Below are 23,627 nucleotides of genomic sequence, written 5' to 3'. Positions count from 1 at the left end.
ACTGACATTCGAGGTGCACAACATGGCTCGGTCAAGACACAGCGAAATGCTCGGCATCGCAGTCGCTGCATTGGTTCTGACCGGTTGCCTTGGAGGCAGCGGCGGCGGCAGCAGCGGCGGCGATGGCGCCAGTTCCGACGCTCCTTCCGAGAGCTCTGGGAACACGCTCTCGGGTCAGGTCATCAACGGCCCGCTTGCCGGCGCCGAAATTGACGTTTTCGGGCCCGACGCGCAACACCTGACAACCATCACTGCGGATGCGCAGGGCCTGTTTTCCGCTGATCTCGATGAGCCTGGCCCCTATACGGTTGAAACCTCCGGTGGCGCTGTCGACGGCACGAGCTATGCGGGTCACCTGGAGGCCCGCTGCCACGCGGCGATCTCATGCTCGGTCACGCCAATCAGCACCGCGATTGTGCAGCTGATGGAGCAGCAGGGGATGGAGTTCGAGGATGCGCGAGCCCTGCTCGGCAATCGTATCGGCATCGCCTTCGATCCCTTTGCATCGCCAGAGGATGCGGAGGGACGCTTCGACCTGCTGGCGCTTCGAGGCCATCTTGACGCTGGCAGGAATCTGGACAGCTGGCTCATCGATCTGCTGATCTGGATTACGGAGGACATCGGCGCGTTGCCTGTCGGCATTCTGCTGCCGACGTCCGAGCCGGGCGCGGACGCCGGCTTCGAGCCGGATGTTGCCTGCACCGGGTTCGAAATCGACATTGACGAGGACGACATTCACTACAAGGTCGAGACCCACGAGCAGATGGTGGGCGCGCTGACCGACCCGTCTGAGCTTGCCGGCGACAGGCTGGTCATCGCCATCACGGGTGATATCACCACGGGCTTCAATGAAGGGAGCGACGAATGGCAATTCGAGGGTGACAAGGAGTTGGTGCTGATCGGCCAGAAAGAAGACGGCAGCCGGGCGGTCATCGATGCCGGCCAGAACTCGCGGATCCTATACGCGCAGCCGATGGCGGATCGGGTCATTCTCTCCGGGTTGGAGCTGCGCAATGGAAATGCTCGCAACGGGCCCAGTTTTCGTCTCCAGGGAGGGGCGGTCCATGTGCGCCATACAGGCCGGCTGGTCCTGCACGACACCGCCTTCATCAACAACGAGGCCGGCTCGCGGGTCCTGTTGACCTCGGGCAGAGGCGGGGCCGTGGTGGCCACTGGTCCGGTACTGATCGCGCATTCCGAGTTCCGCAACAACTTTTCGCGGCAATGGGGCGGTGCCGTTGTGACAAACTCCGGTATCAGTGTGTGTCACACGATATTCGAAGGCAACCAACAGGCCGGAACGAGCGCCAGCCATGGCGGTAGCGCCATACACGCTCGTCAGGAACCCAATCGCCAGGGACCGTACGACCTCGAGATTCATGACACTGTGTTTACGGATAACCACGCCAGCGGTGATCGGGGTGGCGCGATCCTCGTCGGCGCCCTGTTCGTGTCGGAAGTGGGTACCGTCAGGATTTCCGACTCGGTTTTCGAGGACAACACATCGGTCAGCGGTGCGGTCACGATCAGCACCAACGCGGAGATTGAACAGTTCTCCGGGGATCCCGTGATCGCCGGCGGTCATGTTCTTGTTCGCGATTCGCAGTTCACCGGCAATAGCAGCGACGGTTCGGCGGCCATTGCATGGGCCGACGAGGCCGATATCCGCGTGTTCGATTCGGAGTTCACTGACAACCAGACGGACTTTCCACAAAGCCTGCTGGTCGCAGTGGCCGGGGAAATCTGCACGACCACGTTCACCGACAACAGCAACCCCGTATTCAACGGTGACTTCATTGACTGCGGCGGCAACCTCTTTCTCGGCAGCAGTTCCGACCCTTTCGGTGATATCCCCGGGCGCATCGTCTTCCACGACGACGGCAACATCCGGACCATCCGGCCGGACGGGTCCGATTCCCAGCTACTGGTCAGCACCAACACGTTCAGTCCGGCCCCCGCCTGGTCTCCCGACGGCAGCCAGATCGTCTTCGTGGATGGCGCCAGCTTCAATTCCGACCTCTGGCGCTATTCCATCGAGAATCAGCAAACCGTGCGCCTGACCAATGTCGACGACGTCGCGGCGACAGAACCGTCATGGTCGGTCCACGACGAGATCGCCTACGTCCGCCGTGCGGAAGGCCAGGGCTCGAACCCGTTTCTCATCTATGTAACCACACCGGACGGTGGTCAGGGCAGTCACCTGACAGGCACGGAGAGCGCCCACGACATGGAACGCTACCCACATTGGTCGCCTGATGGCGAGGAACTGGCCTTCAGCGTGCGTGAGGACTGGTCCCTCGATCCGAATTCCACGCGCGTGCGTCTCTACACCGTGGGGCGTGACGGCAGCAACCGCGGACGAGTCTCGGGCTTTGCCGATGCCAACGAGCCGGCCTGGTCGCCCGATGGTGAGCGCCTGGCTTATGTTCTCGACGGGATGGTGCGCATTCGCAACCGCGATGGCAGCGGCGACGTCATCACGCTGGCGGAAGGCACATCCCCGACCTGGTCACCGGATGGTGCATGGGTGGCGTTCCACCGGAATGGCAGCCTCTATAGGGCGTCAGGGCAGCAGCCGGACGAGCCGCCGGTATTCATCACCGAGGGCGAACAGCCGCACTGGTCCTATTGACGGCTGTTACCTGTTTCGAATTCCCGTGATTAGTCCCATCCGAAACCAACGGTTTCCGGTGGAGGGGTTCTACTCCTCTTCCGAACGGGTTCTACCCAGTTTCCACGGACGGTTCGGAAACGCCTGTGGACTTCCCCCAGTGCAGCGGCACTCCGACGCCATGATTCGAGCATAGGAGGAAGTCCACACCTAGTCGCGAGCCGCTACGAGACCCTCTATCCCGGAATTTCGCTGGAGGTACTCCAGAGCTTCCTGGAGCGAGACGACATCGGCATATTTGGCGTCAAGATCCTTCAAGGCCTGCTTGTGCGCATCTTCCCAACGATCGGCCACAGCCTCCCGTACGACAATGGGACGAAAGCCGTGCTGGATGGCGTCGACGGCGGTAGCACGAACACATCCACTCGTCGAGCAACCCGTGATCAAGACCGTGTCAACATTACTCGTTACAAGACGACTCGACAGATCCGTCCCGAAAAAGGCTGACGCATACTTCTTGATGATGACAGTGTCCTGCGCTGTTCGGTTTAGTCTAGGATCGACGTCGACACCGTCACTGCCCGCCCTCAAGTCCTCCTGCCCGCCAACTTTTGCGAGCCACATTCCCGCATCGGCGAAGTTCGGATCCGAATAGGCAATTGCTGTGAACAGCACCGGCCAGTTGGAGGCGTGCGATACGTCAAGCAGGTCATTGGTAGCGGCAATGGCGGACGAAACGTCGCTGCCAAGCGCCCTTCCCGGCTCGGTGAACGCGATCGTGAAATCCACGACCACCAACGCGGGAGAAGCGCCGAAGCCGACTCTCCGTCCCCATGTTTTCGACGCCACTGAATTCATCGACTGCGCCCTCCGCAATATCCATACACTTGCTAACTGGCAGACTCCAGGACGATCTCTTGACCCATACCTCGTTGTCGCGCTCGGTCGACAACCACCCGGGCAACACTGAGGTCCTGCAAGGCCATACCCGTGCTGTCGAAGATCGTGATGTCGTCTGCGGTGACTCGCCCCGGTACGGCGTCGGCGGCGAGCCCGCCCAATGTCCCGGCCAGGTCCCCTTGTGTCATTTTCCAGTGACTGACGCCGTGCTGACACTCACCGACAGCCGCTGCCTGGGTCCAGTCATCCACAAAGACCCGGGCGACTCGCAGCAGCGATGAGTCAATTTCCTGCTTCCCGGCGGTGTCGGCTCCCATGGCATTGATGTGCGTACCTGGCCGCACCGCCGCCAATTCAACGACAGCCTCCCTCGCTGGCGTGATTGTCGTTAGCACGTCCGCCTGCTCGGCGGCCTCCACGGTCGATCCAATGGTGACCTCCTGGATGCCCAGCAGTCGTGCCTGTTCGCTCAGCCGCCTGGCACTCTCCTCGGTTCGTGAAGCCACAATCAGTTTGCTAATGGGGCGCACCGCGAGTACCGCTTCGATCTGAAATACTGCTTGTGTACCGGCCCCGATGATGCCCATGACCGAGGACTCCGGTCGCGAAAGTCGATCGGTCGCCAAGCCGGCAACCGCCGCCGTTCGCAGGGCCGTCAGATAGTTGGCACCAACGAAAGCCAGTGGTTGCCCCGTTTCGGGATTGAAGAGGACGGTCGAAGACTGGTGATTCGTCAAACCCTTTTGACTATTGCTTGCCCAGTAGCCTCCGGCTTTCAAGCCCAGCGTATCGTCCTGGATGCAGGCACCGCTCTTCACGCCGAAGACCGCATTGCACTCGCTGATCTGTTCGCGCACCAGAGGGAAAGCGACCGCGTGCTTTGCATGGATCGCACGAAAGGCCGTTGCCATTGTCTGGATCGCGTCAGCCATGGTCAGCAGTTCGCGTGCATCCGCTTCCGAGATAACAATCATTGATCTATACCGCTAGTGTAGAGTGCGCCCGGGTCAGCCGTGGGAGCGCTCGATGAGAAGTCGGGAGAGTTCTGACGTCGGGACCATAAACTCTTCCATGATCGAATAGTGGTCATGCCCTTCTAGTATCCGGCACCCACCCCTGGCGCTGATATGACTGGCATAGTCACGGGATTGCCCTACCCACGAGCTGGATTCCGCGCCGCCTACGACAATGTCAACGGGCATACTGGGTCTGAGCGGATACAGGGATGGGCTGAGTTGGCAAGCGAATTCGCGGGTGAGTCCGATAGTCTCATTCACGCTGACTTCGAGCACAGGCCGAAGATCGTAGAGACCGCTGATCAAGACGGCATGATCGATTCCCAGGGCATTGGCCTTCCCCCGCTGGCTCCTGATGTCTGCCATGGCGAGAAGGTGTGCTCCAGCGGAATGACCGGACGCAACAAGCCGCTTCGCACTCTGTCCCATTCGCGACCTCACCCAGTCGAAGCAGATGCCGATTTCCTCGACGATTACGTCAACCGTGACGGAAGGACAAAGGTCATAGTTGATCACGACCGTCGTAATGCCTTCCGGAACGAGTGTGCCCGCCAGAAAGCTGTAGTCAGCCTTGTCACGGCCTCGCCAGTAGCCACCATGGACAAACACGTGGACTGGAGCGTCATCCGACGACGCCGGGAAAATATCGCACGTCATCAGGGGCGAATCGCCGTAGGAGACGTCGTACTCGGCGGTCAGTCGCTGACGCGCTGTGGCACTGGCCTCGGTCGCACGTTGGGTATAGGGCTCCACGTCACCGACAGCGACGCGTGGATTGAACTGATACTCGTGATCTGATGGATCGCTCATGGGGGACAGTCTCCGGGGCATGGTATGAAAACAAGACGGCGCGGAGCCCCTACATCACCTCCATCAGCTGTCTCCAGAGATTTTGCCGTACGGACTGGTAGGCTTGCGTGCCCCGTACTTCTTCAGCTTTCTGGGCCCGGGGACGCGGTATCTCGACCGGGATAATCGTCTTGATCTGGCCCGGCCTCGGCGACATCAGAACAATTCTGTCTGCCAGATAAACGGCCTCGTCGACGGAGTGCGTCACAAAAATCACGGTCTTTCTCATTTCCTCGATGAGGCGCAGTATCTCGTTCTGCAAAACCTCTCGCGTGAGAGCATCCAGTGCGCCGAAAGGCTCGTCGAGCAACAAGATATCGGGCTCGATGGCGAGTGCCCGCGCGATACCAACGCGCTGCTGCATCCCGCCAGAGAGCTGCCGGGGATAGGAGTCCTCGAAATCTTTCAGGCCAACTTTCTCAAGCGCTTCCTTTGCCTTGCGAATGCGCTCCTGTTTGGGAATCTTCTTTGGCTCGAGCGCAAAGGTGATGTTCTGCTTTGCGGTCATCCAGGGCAGGAGCCCGTACTGCTGAAAAACGAACCCACGATCGAAGCCGACGCCTTTGGTGGGCTGTCCATCGATACGGATTTCACCGTCAGATTTCGTTTCCAGGCCCTGGATGATCCGCAGCAAGGTCGTCTTTCCGCATCCACTCGGGCCGACGATGGCGACAACTTCGCCTTCCGTCACATCCATTGAAACGTTGTCAAGCGCAACGACACCGCCGTTTTTGGGATCTCCGAATACCTTGCTGAGATGATTCACTTGCAGTTTTGGCATGCTCTTAACCTGGCAGCTGATGAAAACGGGACGGTGGACACCAAGGGGACGCATACCCTGGCGCCCACCGTCCCGATGGACTCGAACTTAGTGTTCGTACTCGCCGATTTCAGCCAGCACTTCTTCAAGAATGCTGGTATCAAGCACGCGCTCGGCGGGGTGAACCGCATCCTGCATGCCGCCGTCGAGGTTCAACTCCTGCATGTACTGAGCCTGCTCGGGCGTCACTCGACCGTTCGGATTCCAGATGCCGTTCTTGTAGAAGTCGTAGAACGCGATCAGCTCGTCATCGTCGTAGTCGAAATAGTTTCGCGCCACTTCCAACGCTTCATCACGATTCTCGAACACCCAGCGAGTGGCCAGCAGTTCGGCACGAATGAAACGCTTCACGACATCGGGATTCTCTTCCAGGAAGCTGACCCGGACATCCCAAGGCGTCATCACATAGTTGGGCAGTGTGCCGGGAACATCGAATTTGACGTCGATGTTCGGGTCGGCGATGGCGCGAGGATTGAAGCCCGCTACCGTGGCATCAATCACCCCAGTGGCAATGCCGTTGCGACGGGAACTCGAGCCAGAGAGAGAGACCCACGTTACATCGTCAATCTGCTCCGCGGTCATCCCGGCCGCCTGCATCATGGCTACCATCACCACGTGCGGGAGCGTACCCGGACCCGAGATCCCCAGGCGCTTGCCCTGAAGGTCCTCGATGCTTTCGATGTCGGCATCCGGATTGACGAAGAAGGAGTAATGAAGACCCGTATGCACACCACCAATGGTGATGAGTTCAGCTCCCTTGTCGATAGCCGATAGCGTTTCCGGCATACCGGTTTGGACGATGTCGAGACGACCCGCGATCATGGCTCGCACGGGGATCGAACTGTCCGCGATGTGCTGCAGATCGACCGTGAGTCCTTCGTTCTCGTAAAAGCCCTTTTCCTGAGCCACGAACTGGGTGAGATTCAGGAACATGACTTCGGGCATCCCGACGCGGATTGTATCGTTCGCTGCGGACACTCCGGAAAACAGGGTCACCGCTGCAGCGGTACCCGCGATAACTGCGTTCTTAAAGTATTGGCGCATGGGTCTTTCTCCTTCCTAGTACATCAAGCACTCGCGTTGCGAAAATCAGGTTCGCTTCCAAGCCTCGAGCTTGTATTCGATTACCTGAACGAAATAGGTCAGCACAATTCCCATCAGTGCCAGCACAATCACGGGCACGAATGCCTTTGAGGTCTGGAAGCTATTGGAATAGTTGATGATCAGTCCCCCGAGGCCAGCGATGGCGGTGAGGAACTCCGCGACCACCATGGCGATAATCCCGCGGCCGACCGCCAACCGAATACCGCTCGCTACAAACGGCAGCGCACTCGGAGCGACGATCTTCATGAACATCGAATAGCGGCTTGCGCAGAACGCTACCCCGATATCCAGATAGTGTTTGTCGACGTTTTTCACGCCCGCCGCCGTGCTGATGATGATCGGGAAGATGGCGAAGAGAACGACGATGATGACCTTTGCCTCGAACCCGATTCCCACCCAGAGCATGATGAATGGGATTAGAGCGATGATGGGCATGGCATAGAGAGCGTTGACATAAGGATCGAGAATTTTCTCGATCACCTTGCTCACACCCATCAACACACCAATCGCAATACCGAACACGAGCGAGATGAGAAATCCGGTTCCGAAGCTGATGAAGCTCTGATTGAAGGCCCGAAGCAGCTCTCCACTCAGCAGCATTTCCCAGCCCGCCACTGCAACGGAACTCGGACGCGGGACCAGCAACGGATTCGCGTTCATCGCCGCCAGTTCCCACCCACCGATAATCACCAAGGCCGTAACGATCTGGATGATGCGGGACTGTAAAGGAGGGATTTCTTCCCTGTTACGAAAATCAAGCACGGTCTACCTCGCCTGGGTGAATACGTTGTTTTCGCCGAAGTCGCTCGAATGCAATGGCAGCAAACGCTCGGGCTTGTTATGTGCACGCCGAAAAGCTTGACGCGGCTTAACACGATTCTTGTTAGACGGTATGATTGTCTGACAGTCTTACCAGCCTTTTAGGTTGACCGCAAGATTTTGGGACGCATGATGAACATAGTGAAAGCCACCTCAGAGCCTCGACGCGGCATGATTCGCGGAACTTGGAGAAGTCTATGCATATCGAGAGGGTGACAGCCCCTGTCCGTCGACAAGTGGAAGACGCAATCCGTCAGGAGATCCTCGAAGGCGACCTGCTCTCGGGGCAGAGACTTGTTGAACGGGAGCTCTGCGAGAGGCTTGGCGTCAGTCGCCCGTTGATCAGGGAGGCCCTTCGTCAGCTTCAGGCCGAGAAGCTTGTCACGAGCGAGCCGCATGGAGGCATGCGCGTAGCCAGTGTCGACATAGAGGAGGCGCGGCAACTTTACGACGTCAGGAGCTTGCTCGAGCCGTTTGCAGCGAGTCGCTTCGTTGAAAATGCCACTGACGAGCAGCGCGACTTACTGGCCGAAGTGGCCGGGCAAATCGAAGAAGCTATCCGGGCAGATCAATGCGCCCTGGCCATAAAGCGAAAGAATGAATTCTATCGGATTCTGGTCGCAGGTTGCGGCCATCCGGTTCTCGAACAGACGGTTCGGGGGCTGCAGAACCGCATTCAGCTTCTGCGCGGCATTTCCATGTCGGAGCCAGGTCGGCTTGAGCACACGGCGGGCGAGATACAGATGATCGCCGATGCGATCGCAATGGGTGGTGCGAGAGAGGCGAGAAAGGCATGCGAGGAGCATCTCGAGCAGGCCCGCGCTACCACGCTCGCCGCCCTATCGCGGCGGCAGGACGAGGATACCGGTCTTGCCATTGCGGACGAATAGCCATTTCAGCAGCTTTCCGGAATGCAACCCTATGTTTTGCAGTCAACCTTGAGGCACCAGCCTGGTCAGCAATTTTACGTTAAAACATCAAGGTATCGAACGCTCCATGGCCAACAGAGACGCTAGTCATCATTTGAAGACGCCTTTGGCCCGCTGGCGATCATCCGCATCTGGAAAGGGAAAAGATTAACGCAAACGATCTCGAGCTCCATACGCAGAGACCTGCTACAGCAGCGGTGTCACCAGCGTCATGCTGGGCAGGAAGCCCGCGGAAGTACCCGCGTCGACGATCTGCGCCGTGTCGGTCAGGCCGCCGGTGGCGTTATCGATCGTGAACACGTGTACGCGCTCGTCCCGATATCGGATATGCAGGAACCGCCCGAGCGGATCGACCTCGATCCAGGACGGGATACCGTCCGCAGCGACCCGCGAGCGGTAGACCAGGTTGTAGTTATTCTGGTCAATGTCGTAGATCGCGATGCCGGTCGAGGCATTCTCTTCCCCGACATAGAGATACAGGCCGCTGGGGTGCATGCCTATCGGACCCGGCTGCGCGTCTTCCCCGTCGACCTGTGGCGGGTTCGTTCGACTGATATTCTCCAATTGGCCGTTGTTGTTCACCAGGTAGCGCACCATCTGGCCGTCGTTTCGCAGACTCACATAGGCATAGCGGCCGTTCGGATGGAATTTCATTTCAATCGGTCTGCCTGCTCCCGTGCCCGTGCCGCCTGGCGTGGCGAAGCCTTGACTGGTAAGCGTGCCGTCCGTTGCATTGATCTGGAATCGTGAAACCGTGTCTCCGAAACTATTCATCGAATAGAGATACCGCCCCGCCGGGTGCAGGGCCAGGTTCTCCGGACCCGCCCCGACGGAAGCGCTATCGATCGCCGTCGGCGTAATCGACCCGTCTTCCCCGTAGGCATAGGCCCTTACGGAACCTGAGAGCGTCGTTTCGTCCTGGTTAAGCACGTAAAGGAATCGGCCCGACCGGCCCAGTTCGATGCGCTGAAAGCCGGGAATGAAAGTTTTCGTTGTGACCGTCGCATCCACGGAGTCGACAACGACCGGGCTACCACCTTCAGGATCGAACTCGTAGCTCGTCAGCAGATCCCGACTATCCGCGTTGCGGCCCGCGCCCAGCAGCAGTTCAGCTGCGTACTGCACCGCCACCTGCCCGTTGATCAACGATTCCGGGCTGCTCTTCTTGTCCACCAGGTTCAGCCCCCCGTTCGCACCGACTTCAAAGATGCTGAGGCCGGATCGATCGGGCGTCAGCAGGAAGGTCGCGGTTGGGACAAGTGCGCCGTTTCCGCCGATCGCGGCGACGGTATTGGCGCTGTTGAAGACCCGGGCGGAGTCGATGAGGGTGAGTGTGCCGTCGGATCCATCGACGGCCAGCGTCGAGACGACATCCCCCTCGCTGTGGCTGATGTACAACTCAGCCCCGGTATGGCTCAGAGTCAGGTCGGTCGGGGTAAAGCCCAGATTGAAGGAATCGACGAAGGTCAGGTCGCCTGTGGCGTTGTCGACACTGAAGTGGTGTATCTCCCTGTTGCCAGCCACGATGACGTACAGGTGCGCACCATCCGCGCTGAGCACCAGATCGATCGCACTGGTATCGACATTAAAGAACGTTCTGAGAGTGAATGCGCCGTCCGTATCGACGTCGTAGACGCCGAGACTGTCCTGGGAGTTGTCGGCACGTGTCAGGTAGGCGACAGTCCCGGCCGCGTTGAACACGAGCGCGGTGGGATTCACGTCGGTGTCGATCGTTGTGGGGTTTGCCGCGAGGCTGCCATCGGCATTAACGCCCAATATGACAATCTGGTCGTCGGTGCGGCTGACCACGTAAAGTCGGGTGCCCGTCGGGTTCAGTGTCACGTAGTCCGGATCGACCGCCAACGCGGTGGAGACCGAGGGTGACAGGGTGCCACCCCCGCCAATTGTGTAGACGTCGAGGTTAACGTTCGGGCCAAAGCCGCTTGCGACATAGGCCACCGAACCGTCATTGTTCAGGGCGAGGTGGGAACTGCTGCCGCTGGTGGCCCGGCTGTCCGTTTCGGTGACCTCGCCCGTGTTCGCATCAACAGTCAGTACATGCAAGGCGGTGCTGGTGAGCGCCACGAGGCGACCGTTTGCCGGGTCGTGGATCATGTCCTGGAAGGGGAAGGCCCCGACGCTGAGGTACGCGATCGCATTGGCGAATCCCGCGACCGGGTCGGCGCGCAGGATACTGAGGGTCCCGTCAGCGTTGCCAGAGACTACAAAACGGTCTGCGGGTTGGCTGGAACCGGAGGAACCGGAGGAACCTGAACTCCCTCCTCCACCACCACCGCCGCCGCCACCAAAACAAGCGACTAATGCGAACGCAGGCAGGAGGCAGAGCCCCCAGACGGAAAATCGTCCAAGCAGACTATTCACTCTGCCATCCCCTTATTATGTTTAGTTGGAAATGATGGCAGCCCGGAGCGTGCTTATCCGGAAAGTGTGAATGCCACAATGAGGAGTATGGTGAAGTGTCGGAAAGTTACCCGACGCATAGACAGGGGCACCTCCGGGCTCATGACAATCCAGGCGCGATATGAGTCTACAGTTGACCCATGTAAACGCACCTCCGGCAGTCCACCGTTTTCGTGATCTCCCCAAGAATCTAGGCGAGCAGTGCCGTCGGGCGGCGGCCCAAGGACCAGAGCGAACTGTAGCGACGCGTTATGTGGCGTCCTTTTCAGCTGCCCTCAACTTACCGCCGAACTTCCGACAGTTGCCTTGTCCCGCGACAATTCGGGAAGTTGGAACAGCCCCAGAACTGCTGTCCTGATTGTCTTCCTCTTCGTGCAGTGCGTAGGACCATCCCATTACTGCAAATCGGGCACGCCGGCGAACCGGGCGGCGCGCTGGTCTCGGACAGATCGTTGACACCGTCAAGGGAATCATGAGGACTCAGGTCTGCTCGCAAGCTGGTTCCGTCAACGACCTCAATGCCTGAATCATTGGCCAATTCCATCGCTGGCCCGGTCATCTTGCCTGAGGTCACGAGAAAACCACCGGCCGCCCCGGATTGCGTAATGCTCCCAACGAGTTCGCGGACCACGGAAACTCCGACCTGACGTGCCTTCCAGTGCTTGCACTGAACAACATAGCGCTCCTGGTCTTTTGTCAGCACCAGATCGATTCCGCCATCCGGCCGAGAGCCCCCAGTCGCGCTGACGCGGTACCCCCGCCGTCGGAAATGCTCGCCTACCAGGCGCTCAAACGCTTGCCAGGACAAGGCAGCGAGATTAGGCCTGCCTCTTTGCTTATCGTATAGACGTCGGGTTCGCCAGTCTTTAAGGCCGCTGAAACCTGAACCGAACAGGCAAAGCAAAAGCCACATCGGTGCCAGGAAGGATGCGGCGCTCTGCGCCACTCCCTCAAGCAAGGGATTGCCGGATGCAAATACACGCGCACCATGGGCAAATAGCAGGTAGCCTGCAACTCCTATGGCGACCCCGACCCACCATGGAAGACTAGCCAGATCGCTTAGCAGACTGGACTTGCGCCTCCCCATATCGACCCTCCCTGTCACTGCAAATAATGTTTTCTGCTTGTGTTCGAACCCAAACTACCGAAGCAAGCGGCGCAGATTCGTAGTTCAGGGCGGATAGCTGGCCTATGGCCATATTTCACTGATTTCATCATCTTGATGTTGTGCAGTAAATCGCTCCCAGGCAATACCGTTCACATCAGTCATCGCAAGGTGCGCTATCGCGGCCCGGCCAAGAACGAAGCGCAGCTCTTCTCGCTGTTCGCGCTTACCAACCTGGTGCTCGCACAGCGATGAATGCCCGCGCTCCTGGGAAGGATTACGTCTTGAACACGGCAACCGGCGGGCCGAAGAGCCTGAAAACGGTGAATATCGGCCAAAACAGCCTGGAATCTTTGTCACTCCCGGCTTCACGTGCCTATTTCACCGAGTGCATCGCGATCTCACAGTTCACCATGGACCGCTTATACCGTTCGATGATTGAGTCCATTGGTACCGCATGCCCCCCTCCATCACTCGTCGGGTAATTCGAGCTGCAGTGATTTCCGGGGAGTTAGTTCCAACAGAAACATGCGGACCAAGAACCCGAATCGTTTGGCACGCTGCAAAGCGTCGAGCTTGTCGCCTGACGAAAACACCGTCTCCAGAGCCAGGCTCTCGCCAGACTCGACTGCCTTGTCCCTGCACTGAACACAGTACTCTGCAGCTCGGTGAACTGATTCGGTATCGTTCCAGCGTTGAATTGATGTTCTGCTATTTCATCCTGGTTAAGGCACGTGCAGCCGTCCGACCAGGAGTGATCCCGAAGAGAGCCTGTTATTGACGTCTTCCCGCGCGTTGCTCCGCCAGACTAGTTGACGTTGGATACGACAAGAGGCACCGCGAACGGATGGGAGAGCATGTGGCAACGATTCATGTTTATCGTCGCAAGCCTGCACGTGTGAAACCGGTGAAATAGAGCAGCGAGCGCTGCATTCTATGGGACAGCTGCTTGTTTATGGGACAGGGCGTCGCCTGAAGCAGCCGTAAACCCTTGAAAAATGGCGCGCCCGGAAGGATTCGAACCTCCGACCACCTGGTTCGTAGCCAGGTACTCTATCCAGCTGAGCTACGGGCGCGTGCTCTTTCGAGGCCGCAGAGTATGGCGAAATCGTCCCCGATCGTCAACGCTGCCGGGCTAACCCATGACGCACGACATTAAAATTCCATTCGGCCGCCCACGGTGAATCCGTAGGCAGAGGCGTTGCGAAGGCCGAGAATCGTCTCGGCCTCGGCGAAGGCCTGCAGCCCGTGAGCGAAAATCGCGGTCACTCTTGCGTTCAGGGAATAGTAGTTCCGATCCGGGCGATCACCTTCAGCCCTGAATCGCGTGCCGCTGGGATCAGCGACGAAGCGGGAAGCCACCTCTCGCCGATCGTCTTCGAACTCGTGATGCCAGCCTAAGGAGAACCCCGGCACCAGGGCACCGAAATTCATGACCACGGGATAACTGCCCTCGACACCCAAGGTGGAGCGCAACGATTTGATGGTCTGCGAGTCCACCCGAAGGTTGTAGGGGGCCGCGCCTCTTTCACGATAACTGTCCATCCGAATGCGCATGACATCCAGCCGGGCAAAGGGGCCAACAGACATGGGCTGCAGGTCGAACTGGTAGCCGGCCCCGAGCCCAAGCAGCAACTGCTGGCCGCTGGTGGATGAGCGTGCGGTCTCATTGGCACTTGGCACATCAGGGTTGTTCGACGGATAGGTGATATCGCGGTCCATGTCCACGCTGACATGGCCGAAGGTGACAATGCCGGTGGTGTAGAACTCGCCATCGTCGTATAGGCCGTAACCGGAGGCTGCAATGGAGTCCGCATCGATACCGCCCCCCACCGTGCTGCGGGACGAGTCAAAGTCCAAGTCCGCCCGGCTGTAGCCCACCGAGGCCCCGAGCACAACGGTATCCGTCACCCGATAGTCCGCACCAACGGTCAGCCCCAGTCGATCGGCGTCGTAGGCATTCTCCCGATCGGTGGGGTCGCGCTTGACTGCTCCGTAGGAGATTGCCGCAAATCCGCCCCAGCGGCTGACAAGATCGCCGGCCCCTCCCCCGGCCGCCCCATGACCGAAGGCGATAATCCGGCCGTCCTGGTCCGTGGCGCCGGGCGAACCGGCGTAGGTGACGCCGCCGGCCTGCAGCATGCTTAGCCGCCCGATCACATGGGCAAACTGGGCGTAGGCAGTATCCTGCGCAAGCCCCGAGCCGGAACCCACCTCCTCGTTCGCCACCCAGTCGAGCACCTCGATCAGCGCGTCGACGTTGTCGTAGCGCAGGGATCGGGCCGTGGGCTCTCCTTCCACGTCGAAGAGTTCATTGGCCGTGTGCACAGCCGCCTCGACCGCATTGAAGAGAATCTGCTGCCGCGCGGGCAGCTCACCCTGTTCGCCCTGCGGGCGTAGCGCCTGGTACACATCCTGCCCGGCTTGCGCGGCTTCCCGTTGCGCCGGTGTCAGGCCGGGTATGTCGGCAAGTTGCGCGAAGGCTGGAGAAACAGACAGGAGTGCAACAAGAAGAAGGCCGCCCTTGGCCAGGTAGCAATGGCGAACGTGACTATGAAGTCGACACGCAGTGCCCATAACCGATCCCCCCCGACGGCTTCCGGCATTCCACTCAACTATAGAACAGTGGTCACGATGTGCTCCCCCGGCACGAATCGCTGTTCATGGGCCAACAAAAAGCCAGACCAACCCGAGGTTGTAGAGGGCATGCAGCAGAATCGGCGTGCCCAGCGTGTCGTGGCGTTCGCGAAAATAGCCGAACACCAGGGAGGGGAAGAACACCAGCAAGGCCCACAGAGGGGGTTGGCTCCAGAGATGAAAAACCGCGAACAGTGCGCTGGTGACTATGTTGGCCAGGGAAAGAGGCCACCACTTGCGACTGAAACGCTCCGCCAGCCAGTCCTGAATCACGCCGCGAAATACGATCTCTTCCAGCACCGGATAGATGACGACGGCAAGCAGCAGCGTCAGCGGTGCCGCGAAAGGCCATAACGGCTGCTCGGTCAACGGCAGAACCGGCACCAGTGCAGCCCAGGCCAGCGGCCCCAGGGCAAGCGCCAGCCACAGTTGGCGATCACGCCACCGCACGCCCGCAAAGCGCAGGTGCCGCATGCTCACCAGACCAGCTCTCCACGCAGAAAGGCTGCAGCCTCGGCGCTGCGCGGCTGGTGGAAAAACTCTGCAGCGGGGGTGTATTCCAGCAAGCGGCCGCGACAGACAAAGATCACGTCATCGGCCAGGCGCCGGGCCTGCCCCAGATCGTGGGTGGTCATCACCACCCGCGTGCCGGAGTGATAGAAGCCCTGCACCGCGTCTTCCACCGCCTTGATGGCAGCAGGGTCAAGCGCAGACGTGGGCTCATCCAGAAACAGGATCTCCGGGCGCAACGCCCAGGCCCTTGCCAGCGCGAGCCGCTGCTGCTCACCGCCGGATAGCACCCGTGCCGGTCGATGGCCGATCTCGCCCAAGCCGAATCGATCCAGCGCCTGAACGGCGCGCTGCTGGCGTTCACTGCGGGGTACACCCTCCACCGCCAGCGCGTAGGTGACGTTCGCCAGGGCTGAACGGCGCAGCATCACCGGCCGCTGAAACACCATGGCCTGTCGGCGCCGCCGGGCCAGTGCATTGCCACCAAGCCCACCGGCCCAGCGAATCCGGCCGGCGCTGGGCTTCAGCAGCCCGTGGCAGAGACGCATGAGCAGACTCTTGCCGGCACCGTTCGGCCCCATGATGATGGTGCGTCCATAGCGCTCCAGGCGCAGTGAGACGCCCTGCAGCAGGACCTGCCCTTCCCGCTCGAAACGAACACCATCAAGTTCCAGCGGCAGTAGGGAAGCACCCTGGCTCATCTCGGTCATCCCAGCCGCCTGCGTGCGGTTTCACCAATGACATAGGCAGCACCGTTGACCAGGGCTACCAACAGCACCAGCACGATACCAAGCCCCAGCGCCAGCGGCAGATTGCCGCGGCTCGTCTCCAGTGCGATGGCCGTAGTCATCACCCGGGTCACGCCCTCGATATTGCCGCCGACAATGAGCACAGCGCCCACTTCGGCACTGGCCCGACCGAACCCGGCCAGCACCACGGTCACGAGGCTGAATCGGGCGTCCCAGAGCAGGGTGGGGATTGCGCGTAGGCGTGAGACCCCCAGGGATTGCAGTTGCTCGTGATACTCCTGCCACAGATCCTGGATGATCTGTCGCGAGAGCGCCGCGACGATAGGCAGCACCAGCAGCACCTGGGCAATGACCATGGCCGTGGGCGTGAAGAGCAGACCAAACTGGCCCAACGGCCCGGCCCGGGACAGCATCAGGTAGACCATCAGCCCGGCAACCACTGGCGGCAGGCCCATGAAAGCGTTAAGCAGCGTGATCAGCGCCCCTCGGCCGGGAAAGCGCCATAGCGCCAGCGCCGCGCCCAGCGGCAAACCGACGACGCTGGCGATGATTACCGCCGAGAGAGACACCTGCAGAGACAGGGCCACGATGCTCATCAGCACCGCGTCCATTCCGACAATCAATTCAAACGCTGTTCTGAAAGCGCCTTCACCCACGCTCTTCGCCCACCCGCACCGATAAAGTGCGCATCATGCCCGTTCAGGCAGCATCTCGCACCCGCTCAGGGACAAAACACAGGCAAACGCAGGTATATGCAGTAGAAGGCCCGGCCGGGAGAACCGACCGGGCCCCATGATCACGACGCCGTGCCGGGCGCAGGGCCTTCTTCCCGCTCCCGGAGGTCGTCGTCGTGCTCGCCCATTTTCCATGGCAGAATGCCGGGAGAATTCTCGAGGAAGTTCATGTATTTCTCGAACTGATCGAGAATGTCATTAATGATGTCCTGCTGGTCGAAGCCATAGATGTCATAGGCCTGACCACCCTTCTGCAGGAACACCTCCGCCCGATAGTAGTGCTCTGCGTCCTGGTCACCACGGCTGCGCTCCGGATAGGCATAGTCCGGTTTGGTGTACTGCCGCAGACGCACGTCATAGACGAACTCGAGCTGGTTCTCTTTCACCACGCTGAGGTAGGCACGACCGTTTTCGTCATCGGTAACCACTTCGGCCGGCCAGTCGCGGCGCTTCAACTCGCGCTCAACCTCCCGCAGGGCCGGGTGTACCGTCTCGCGGATGAAGCCCCAGACCTTGTCCTGCGCAGGGAAGCCCACCAGGCTGGACAGACGCTGCTTCCAGAGCCCCATGCCGGATTTCGTGCCCTGATGGCCACGCTGCATGTGTGCCTGGAGGCTCGCCTCGTGGTGCACCTCGATGACCAGTGCGCGCCACATACCGACAGCTGCAATGAGCATGATGATCGCAAACGGCAATGCGCTGGCAACGGACGCGGTCTGCAATGCACTGAGTCCACCGGCGATCAGCAGAATCGACGCGATCAGGCCCTCAATCACCGCCCAGAATACCCTCTGCCATACCGGCGTGTTCTGGGCCCCGCCAGAGGCTAAGGATGGTTGTCTTGATGCGCTTTTCTGAAGCGGTCATTCGCTCCTCCCTGGTTGCGCGCGACAGGGCGCGAGAGAGTCCGGACGCCATCACGATCAGAATGCCGGGATGGCAGGAGACACCGGCAGCGACGTGCCGGCAAAAGCATAACGTCAAGTCAGCATAGCGCCCGGAAGCGTTATGGTACATGTTGCTTTGGTATAAGGAAGCGCTGAAGTATTCACGCCGCTGCGTTACACATCGATTTTTCGTGATGCTAGGCGCGGCGCGCAGCGTCGTGGTGGTTCCACGACCAAGCGTCGCAACAACGCAGCGCGGAAAATCCGTGTGTAACCCCATGGGGCTCGGCCGGTTTTCGCCCATGGCGTTGTCGCAAGCCACCACAGGTAGAACCACTACCTGCGGCACCTTGCTCCTAGCCACGAACGAAAACCGGACTCGAGCGCAACGGCGCGAATACTTCAGCGCTTCCATAACGTGCCTCCGACCTGGTTTGAAAGAAACGCGAGATCAAACACTTGGATACAAGCCTGTTCCTTAATGCCCTGATATTCCTGGTTGCAGCGGTGGTGCTTGTACCGCTGTTCAAGCGCATCGGCCTGGGTGAAGTGCTCGGCTACCTGGCGGCGGGGGTCGTGATCGGCCCGTCGTTGCTTGGCCTGGTGCCTGGCCCGGAAGACGTCTTCCAGTTCGCCCAGGTCGGCATCGTGTTCCTGCTGTTTGTCATCGGGCTGGAACTCAAGCCCTCCCGTCTGCGCGCCATGCGCAAACCGGTCTTCGGGTTCGGCAGCCTGCAGGTCCTCATCACCACGGCAATTCTGGCCGCGGCTGGTCTGGCACTGGGCCTGCCCCCCATCGCAGCGCTGGTGGTCGGCTTCAGCCTGGGGCTTTGCTCCACGCCGCTGGTCCTGCAACTGCTCGCAGAACGCCGCGAGCTGCAGACGCGGCACGGCAGGAACGGTTTCGCTCTGCTGCTATTCCAGGATCTGGCGGCGATCCCGGTGCTGGCCATCGTGCCCATCCTGGGGGGTGGACTGCTCCTTACCGAGGCGCCCCTGCAGGCGCTGGCGGAGGTCGGCATTGCCGCGGCCGCATTGATCGCGCTTACCGTTGGCGGGCGTTACCTGCTACGCCCCCTGTTTCGCCTGGCCGCGGGGGCAGCAAGCCGGGAGGTTTTCGCCGGCATGACACTCACGGTGGTGATCGGCGCAGCGCTTCTCATGGACGTCTCCGGACTATCCATGGCGCTAGGGGCCTTCATTGCCGGCGTGCTGCTTGCCGATTCCGAGTATCGGCACATGATCGAAGCGGATATCGAGCCCTACAAGGGGTTGCTGCTCGGCTTGTTCTTCATGGCCGTCGGCATGACCGCGGAAATCGGGCTGCTGCTGGAACAACCCCTGGTAATTGCGGCGCTGACCCTGGGGCTGCTGGTGCTGAAGGGTGTATCCATCCTGTTCGCATCCCGCCTCTACGGCCTGCCCTGGCGCGAATCTGCCGACCTTGGCGTGCTGCTCTCCCAGGGCGGTGAGTTCGCCTTCGTGCTGCTCACCGCAGCAGTGACAGCCCAGGTGCTGGGGGTGGATCTGGTCAACACGCTGATCCTGGTGGTTTCCCTGTCAATGGCGACGACACCGGTGCTGTTCCTTGCCAGCAGCCGCTGGCTGCGGCCCCGCTTCCGGATAGAAACACCGGCACGCAGCTTCGACGAACCGGAGAACACCCAGCCCCGGGTGATCATTGTCGGATTCGGCCGCTTCGGGCAGATTGTCGGCCGCGTCTTGCAAGGCTTGGACATCCCCTACACCGTGCTGGACATCAATCCCGAACAGGTCGATTTCGTCCGGCGCTATGGTAACCAGGTCTACTATGGCGATGCCACCCGGCTGGATCTCCTCGAGGCAGCCGGCGTGCGGGATGCGCAGGCGCTGGTGCTCGCCATTGGCGATATTGATGCATCAATGCAGGTCGCCGAGCTGATCCGGAGTCAGTATCCAACGCTGCCCGTGCTGGCCCGGGCCCGCGGGCGGCACCATGCGCACCGGCTGTTGCGCCTTGGCGTTCATCGGCTTGTGCGGGAAACGCTGCACTCCAGCCTGGTGCTGACCCAGGAGTTGCTCCGCCGCCTGGGTATGCCCCGAGTCGAGGCCGAGCGGGCCGTGGAGACCTTCCGTATCCACGACGAGGCCACCTTGTTGCGGCAGCTTTCTGTCTTCGGCGATGAACAGAAACTGATCCAGACAACGCAGGAGGCGGCGCGGGAACTGCAGACACTCTATGCGGCGGACGCCGAACAACGGCGCAAGAAGAATCCAGGCTGAGGAACCACAGGCCGGCGCGGGAGTCTCACGGCGGGCAGCATTCGGCGCCAAACGGGGCGCCTTCGCAGAGGAGATCGGATCTTGCGCAGCGTACTGGCAGTTGGTGCCGTTCTGGGTTTTCTGTCCGTGGCCATTGGTGCATCCGCCGAACACGCGCTGCGCCCGTCGGTGAGCGATGAAGTCTTTCGCCACCTGATGACGGCAGTCCGCTACCACCAGATCGGCGCCCTGATCGTCACGGCAATCGGCCTTGCACTGCTCACCCCATTGGCGCGACACACGGCAAAGCGCCTGGCGCTGAGCGGCTGGTTGTTCGTGGCCGGCACCCTGCTCTTCAGCTTCAGCATCTACCTCTCGGCGGTGCTCAACCAACCAGCCATCACCATGGTCACGCCGGTGGGCGGCATCACGTTGATGCTCGGTTGGCTAGTGCTGGCCTGGGCGGCGCTTACGGCGTTACCGGGGCGTTCGCCCAGCCCGCAGTAGTGTCCTGAATCCGCAACCGGGCTAGCCCGGAGGCTAGCCCATTCGGGTCATACCGCAATCCCATCGATAGCCGCTTAATGCCACGTTCAACCCTATCTGCCGGGAAGGGTTCCCGGCGGCGCTTCTCTGATGAGGAACATGAACGATGACATTCAAGCTACGCGGGTTCTGGCCGCTCTGCCTGTTGGTGGGCGCCCTTGCCATCTCCGCCTGTAACAGCGGTGGTGGCGGTGGCGGCGGGTCGAGCGCACAAAACCCGGACACGGAAGGTGACCCCGCCGTAGGCGGTGGGGACAGTGAAGCGCCGGAGTCACTCCTGGCCAGGCTGCAGTCAGCAGATGGTTTCGCACAAAAGGGGCCGCTGGCACCCGGCGGAACCGTCACCATCCAGCCACTCGCCGCAGATGGCACCGCAGCAAGCGAGGGCGTCGCAACAACCCTGGACACCTACGGGGATTTTCGCTTCGACAATATCGACTGGCATGGCCCGTCACTGATTACGGTGACGGGTGACTGGTTCAGCGAGGCCACTGGCACCGTCGCGGGGAGCCCGGTAACGCTTCGCAGTGTGGTGCGTATTCCGGAAGACGAGTCCTCGCCGCCTCCATTCCCGACGGCGGTGAATGTGCTGACAACCGTGATGACCACGTATGTGCTGGATCGCATGGCCGCCGGGCAGGAATTCGATGGTCGCGTCGATTTTGCTCTGCGTCGTCTGGACGAGGACCTGGACTTCCCGACGGATCCGCGGTCAGTCAACCTGTTCGCGTTACCTGATCAGCATCCGCTTGATCAACAGCTGAGCGGCGTGTTCACGAAGCTGATGGCAGCACTCTCGGCGAGATCTGATGTGACCGAGGCGTTGGCGCTGCTCAGTGGCCCGGAGGCCTGGAGCACCTCTAATGTAAGCAATGCCCTGCAGACGCTGTGGAGCGAACTGCGCGCCGACGCCCGGGAACTGGTGGCAGATGGCACCATCGTGGAGTCGCTCACCCGCCTGGCGGACAACTTTGACGCGCTGGAGGTTTCACGGCAGCTCTCGGATCAGGGAGGCCTGGGGCTCACGGCCTCCTGCTCCCAGGGGGGAGCGGACCAGTACGGGTTCATCAAGCTCTGCCTGAGCCAGCGCTACGACTTCACCCTGGAGCCGGGGGAACAACAGCTGTTCCGCTTCGAGGCACCCTATGACGGCGCTTTCCGGTTTCTCACGCCTGGCGGCACGGCGGGCAGGGAGCTCAACGTCTATCTCAGCAGAAACGCCGATGGCACGCTGCCACCGTCAGCCCACGAGCGGGTTCCCTCAGGCGACGGCCGCGGTCTCGGCACAAGAATCGTATCCCGGGGGAGCAAGATTTACGTTCGCGTCAGTCTGAGTAGTGGCCTGACGGCCGGCAGGGAGCTCACGATCACACCGGGGAATCTGAATGCCGGCTCCCCCACTGATCCACGGCGCATCTATCCGGACAGACGCACTGAATCCACCCTCGCCGGTGGTAAGAATGGCAGCAGCACGACCAACACCACCAGCATCGAAAACAACCACTCCTACTATCGCTTCGATCTCGGAGCCGGATTCTCCAGGATTGATATCGAACAACGCACCTCATGCGGCTTCATCGGTGACAATTCGACGTTCCATCTCTACCGCCTGAGCACGGGAGATCCGTCGCAGGCATGGAGCACGGACAACCTGATTGTGCAACGCCAAAGCACGCGGGACTGCCTGGTCCAGCTTGACCTGGGAGAGGGACCGAGTTCCGGGACCTACTGGCTCAAGATCATCAATCAGCGCGACACGGTCACCGGCACACAGGGGAGCGGATCGCGAACCCGCGGATACGGCATCACCGCGCGGTGAGCGCAGGCAGCGTGGCCGGCGGGGCTTAAGGCGTTGCCGGGGGTGTCGCCCGGTCAGGAACAGGCTGGGCGGCGGCGGCCAGCTTCTGGGCGGCCCTGGCTTCCCGGCCCCGGTACAGCTCCGTAACAGTCGCTTCCATGACGGCTTTTTCGATGCGGTCGACTTCTCCGGTGGGCAAAAAGCCCGTCACGGTAATCCGGGTGCGGCCTTCGGCGCTTGTGGTCAGCCGTGCCGTCGGGTTGATGGGGGGCATGGCAACACCGGCTTCACGACGAATCAGCGCAGCATAGCGCCGGGCGACTTCCTCACTATCAGCGGCGGCTTCAGCCATTGTGCGCTCCATGAGCCGCGCCGTGGCCATGGGGTCATCGCCTTCCTGCAGCGTGATCTCGACAGGGTGATAGACGTAGCGCTTGTAGAAATGCTCGTTGATCGCCGGCGTGCTCAGAAACAGGCTGTTGGGCAGCGTAATGGTCCGGCCGGTGAACTCGTGACTGTGGGGGCCCGCTTCCAGCTCCTGCAAGGTCACGGACAGGAAGGATTGATCCACCACTTCACCGCGATGCTGGCCGACGCGTATCCAGTCACCCACGCTGAACGCGCCAGCCGCGGTGCGCAGCAGGCCGCCGGTGACGCACAGAATGAGTTCCTTGGTGGCCAGAACCAGGGCCACAAGGAAAGCGGTGATCGACAATGCGAAGACCCGGAGTGCCGGCGCCCAGACCATTGCCAACCCCAGCACGAGCAATAGGACCAGCCCATTGCGCACATAGGACAGCAGGCGGCGGCGTTCCTCGTTGACGAACTCGTCTTCCCCGCGCAGGAAGCGGTTGGACATCCACCGCAGGAGCAGATAGGCCGCTATCAGAATAACGGAGGAGAAAAGCTTATGGGCGCTGAACCACTCCGTTGCTACGTCGAACATCGTCA

At 60.7% G+C, this 23,627-nt stretch carries 21 protein-coding genes and 1 tRNA gene; 6 read left to right on the top strand and 16 right to left on the bottom strand.

The features are described 5' to 3' along the window. Positions 1-22 precede the first annotated feature (22 nt). Positions 23-2,632 carry a hypothetical protein gene (locus tag J2T57_RS17625; RefSeq protein ID WP_253482456.1) on the top strand — a complete coding sequence of 870 codons (2,610 nt, stop codon included), beginning with the start codon at positions 23-25 and terminating at the stop codon, positions 2,630-2,632. A gap of 189 nt (positions 2,633-2,821) precedes the next feature. Here J2T57_RS17625 and J2T57_RS17620 read toward each other — a convergent pair whose 3' ends face one another. The 6 genes from J2T57_RS17620 to J2T57_RS17595 form a co-directional block, all read right to left on the bottom strand. Continuing rightward, positions 2,822-3,469 (bottom strand): isochorismatase family protein, encoded by a 648-nt coding sequence (locus tag J2T57_RS17620; RefSeq protein WP_253482453.1) that lies wholly within the window; start codon positions 3,467-3,469, stop codon positions 2,822-2,824. Between the two features lie 32 nt (positions 3,470-3,501). After that, the gene (locus J2T57_RS17615; RefSeq protein WP_253482450.1) at positions 3,502-4,485 is read right to left on the bottom strand and encodes an ornithine cyclodeaminase family protein; all 984 of its coding nucleotides are present in this window, start codon (positions 4,483-4,485) and stop codon (positions 3,502-3,504) included. A gap of 33 nt (positions 4,486-4,518) precedes the next feature. Then, on the bottom strand, positions 4,519-5,337 hold the full coding sequence (locus tag J2T57_RS17610) for an alpha/beta hydrolase (protein WP_253482447.1): 819 nt from the start codon (positions 5,335-5,337) through the stop codon (positions 4,519-4,521). Between the two features lie 49 nt (positions 5,338-5,386). Beyond that, complete coding sequence (locus J2T57_RS17605) at positions 5,387-6,157, bottom strand: ABC transporter ATP-binding protein (RefSeq protein ID WP_253482445.1); 771 nt, start codon at positions 6,155-6,157, stop codon at positions 5,387-5,389. Positions 6,158-6,244: 87 nt separating this feature from the next. Then, a complete protein-coding gene (locus J2T57_RS17600) occupies positions 6,245-7,240 on the bottom strand; it encodes an ABC transporter substrate-binding protein (RefSeq protein WP_253482442.1) in 996 nt (331 codons plus the stop codon). A 45-nt stretch (positions 7,241-7,285) separates the two neighbouring features. Continuing rightward, positions 7,286-8,062, bottom strand: a complete 777-nt coding sequence (locus J2T57_RS17595; protein WP_253482439.1) for an ABC transporter permease — start codon at positions 8,060-8,062, stop codon at positions 7,286-7,288. 254 nt (positions 8,063-8,316) lie between these two features. Between J2T57_RS17595 and J2T57_RS17590 the strand changes: the two genes are divergently transcribed. Then, a complete protein-coding gene (locus tag J2T57_RS17590; protein WP_253482436.1) occupies positions 8,317-9,009 on the top strand; it encodes a GntR family transcriptional regulator in 693 nt (230 codons plus the stop codon). A 225-nt stretch (positions 9,010-9,234) separates the two neighbouring features. Here the strand turns inward: J2T57_RS17590 and J2T57_RS17585 are convergent, their stop codons facing one another. Then, positions 9,235-11,430 (bottom strand): lactonase family protein, encoded by a 2,196-nt coding sequence (locus J2T57_RS17585; RefSeq protein ID WP_253482433.1) that lies wholly within the window; start codon positions 11,428-11,430, stop codon positions 9,235-9,237. 319 nt (positions 11,431-11,749) lie between these two features. Next, complete coding sequence (locus J2T57_RS22490) at positions 11,750-12,382, bottom strand: restriction endonuclease (protein WP_366519127.1); 633 nt, start codon at positions 12,380-12,382, stop codon at positions 11,750-11,752. Between the two features lie 309 nt (positions 12,383-12,691). On the opposite strand from J2T57_RS22490, the gene J2T57_RS17575 reads away from it, so the two are divergent. Next, positions 12,692-12,829 carry a hypothetical protein gene (locus tag J2T57_RS17575; RefSeq protein ID WP_253483050.1) on the top strand — a complete coding sequence of 46 codons (138 nt, stop codon included), beginning with the start codon at positions 12,692-12,694 and terminating at the stop codon, positions 12,827-12,829. A gap of 744 nt (positions 12,830-13,573) precedes the next feature. Here the strand turns inward: J2T57_RS17575 and J2T57_RS17570 are convergent. The 7 genes from J2T57_RS17570 to J2T57_RS17540 all read right to left on the bottom strand — a co-directional run bounded on the left by J2T57_RS17570 (position 13,574) and on the right by J2T57_RS17540 (position 18,506). Continuing rightward, a tRNA-Arg gene (locus J2T57_RS17570) sits at positions 13,574-13,650 on the bottom strand. A gap of 79 nt (positions 13,651-13,729) precedes the next feature. Next, complete coding sequence (locus J2T57_RS17565; protein ID WP_253482430.1) at positions 13,730-15,151, bottom strand: autotransporter outer membrane beta-barrel domain-containing protein; 1,422 nt, start codon at positions 15,149-15,151, stop codon at positions 13,730-13,732. 84 nt (positions 15,152-15,235) lie between these two features. Beyond that, positions 15,236-15,685: a JDVT-CTERM system glutamic-type intramembrane protease MrtJ gene (gene mrtJ, locus J2T57_RS17560; RefSeq protein WP_253483040.1), complete on the bottom strand. Its 450-nt coding sequence runs from the start codon at positions 15,683-15,685 to the stop codon at positions 15,236-15,238. Positions 15,686-15,687: 2 nt separating this feature from the next. Next, positions 15,688-16,431, bottom strand: a complete 744-nt coding sequence (locus J2T57_RS17555; protein WP_253482427.1) for an ATP-binding cassette domain-containing protein — start codon at positions 16,429-16,431, stop codon at positions 15,688-15,690. Beyond that, positions 16,428-17,081, bottom strand: a complete 654-nt coding sequence (locus J2T57_RS17550) for an ABC transporter permease (protein ID WP_253482420.1) — start codon at positions 17,079-17,081, stop codon at positions 16,428-16,430. Before J2T57_RS17550 ends, J2T57_RS17555 begins: the two co-directional genes overlap by 4 nt. 185 nt (positions 17,082-17,266) lie before the next feature. Beyond that, positions 17,267-17,980 carry a BCCT family transporter gene (locus J2T57_RS17545; RefSeq protein WP_253482417.1) on the bottom strand — a complete coding sequence of 238 codons (714 nt, stop codon included), beginning with the start codon at positions 17,978-17,980 and terminating at the stop codon, positions 17,267-17,269. Beyond that, on the bottom strand, positions 17,973-18,506 hold the full coding sequence (locus tag J2T57_RS17540; RefSeq protein WP_253482414.1) for a hypothetical protein: 534 nt from the start codon (positions 18,504-18,506) through the stop codon (positions 17,973-17,975). The genes J2T57_RS17545 and J2T57_RS17540 overlap by 8 nt, the downstream gene beginning before the upstream one ends. Before the next feature lie 44 nt (positions 18,507-18,550). Between J2T57_RS17540 and J2T57_RS17535 the strand changes: the two genes are divergently transcribed. The 3 genes from J2T57_RS17535 to J2T57_RS17525 all read left to right on the top strand — a co-directional run bounded on the left by J2T57_RS17535 (position 18,551) and on the right by J2T57_RS17525 (position 22,697). Continuing rightward, a complete protein-coding gene (locus J2T57_RS17535; RefSeq protein ID WP_253482410.1) occupies positions 18,551-20,353 on the top strand; it encodes a monovalent cation:proton antiporter-2 (CPA2) family protein in 1,803 nt (600 codons plus the stop codon). 81 nt (positions 20,354-20,434) lie between these two features. Further along, positions 20,435-20,839, top strand: a complete 405-nt coding sequence (locus J2T57_RS17530) for a DUF423 domain-containing protein (protein WP_253482407.1) — start codon at positions 20,435-20,437, stop codon at positions 20,837-20,839. A 145-nt stretch (positions 20,840-20,984) separates the two neighbouring features. Further along, positions 20,985-22,697: a hypothetical protein gene (locus J2T57_RS17525; protein WP_253482404.1), complete on the top strand. Its 1,713-nt coding sequence runs from the start codon at positions 20,985-20,987 to the stop codon at positions 22,695-22,697. 25 nt (positions 22,698-22,722) lie between these two features. On the opposite strand, the gene J2T57_RS17520 is transcribed toward J2T57_RS17525, so the two are convergent. Beyond that, positions 22,723-23,622 carry a mechanosensitive ion channel domain-containing protein gene (locus J2T57_RS17520; RefSeq protein WP_253482402.1) on the bottom strand — a complete coding sequence of 300 codons (900 nt, stop codon included), beginning with the start codon at positions 23,620-23,622 and terminating at the stop codon, positions 22,723-22,725. Positions 23,623-23,627 lie beyond the last annotated feature (5 nt).

This window comes from Natronocella acetinitrilica (assembly GCF_024170285.1).
In the GTDB taxonomy this organism is placed as follows: Bacteria; Pseudomonadota; Gammaproteobacteria; order Nitrococcales; family Aquisalimonadaceae; genus Natronocella; species Natronocella acetinitrilica.
The sequence above is the reverse complement of the archived record's forward strand: the minus strand, read 5'-3'. Positions and strand labels throughout refer to the sequence as shown.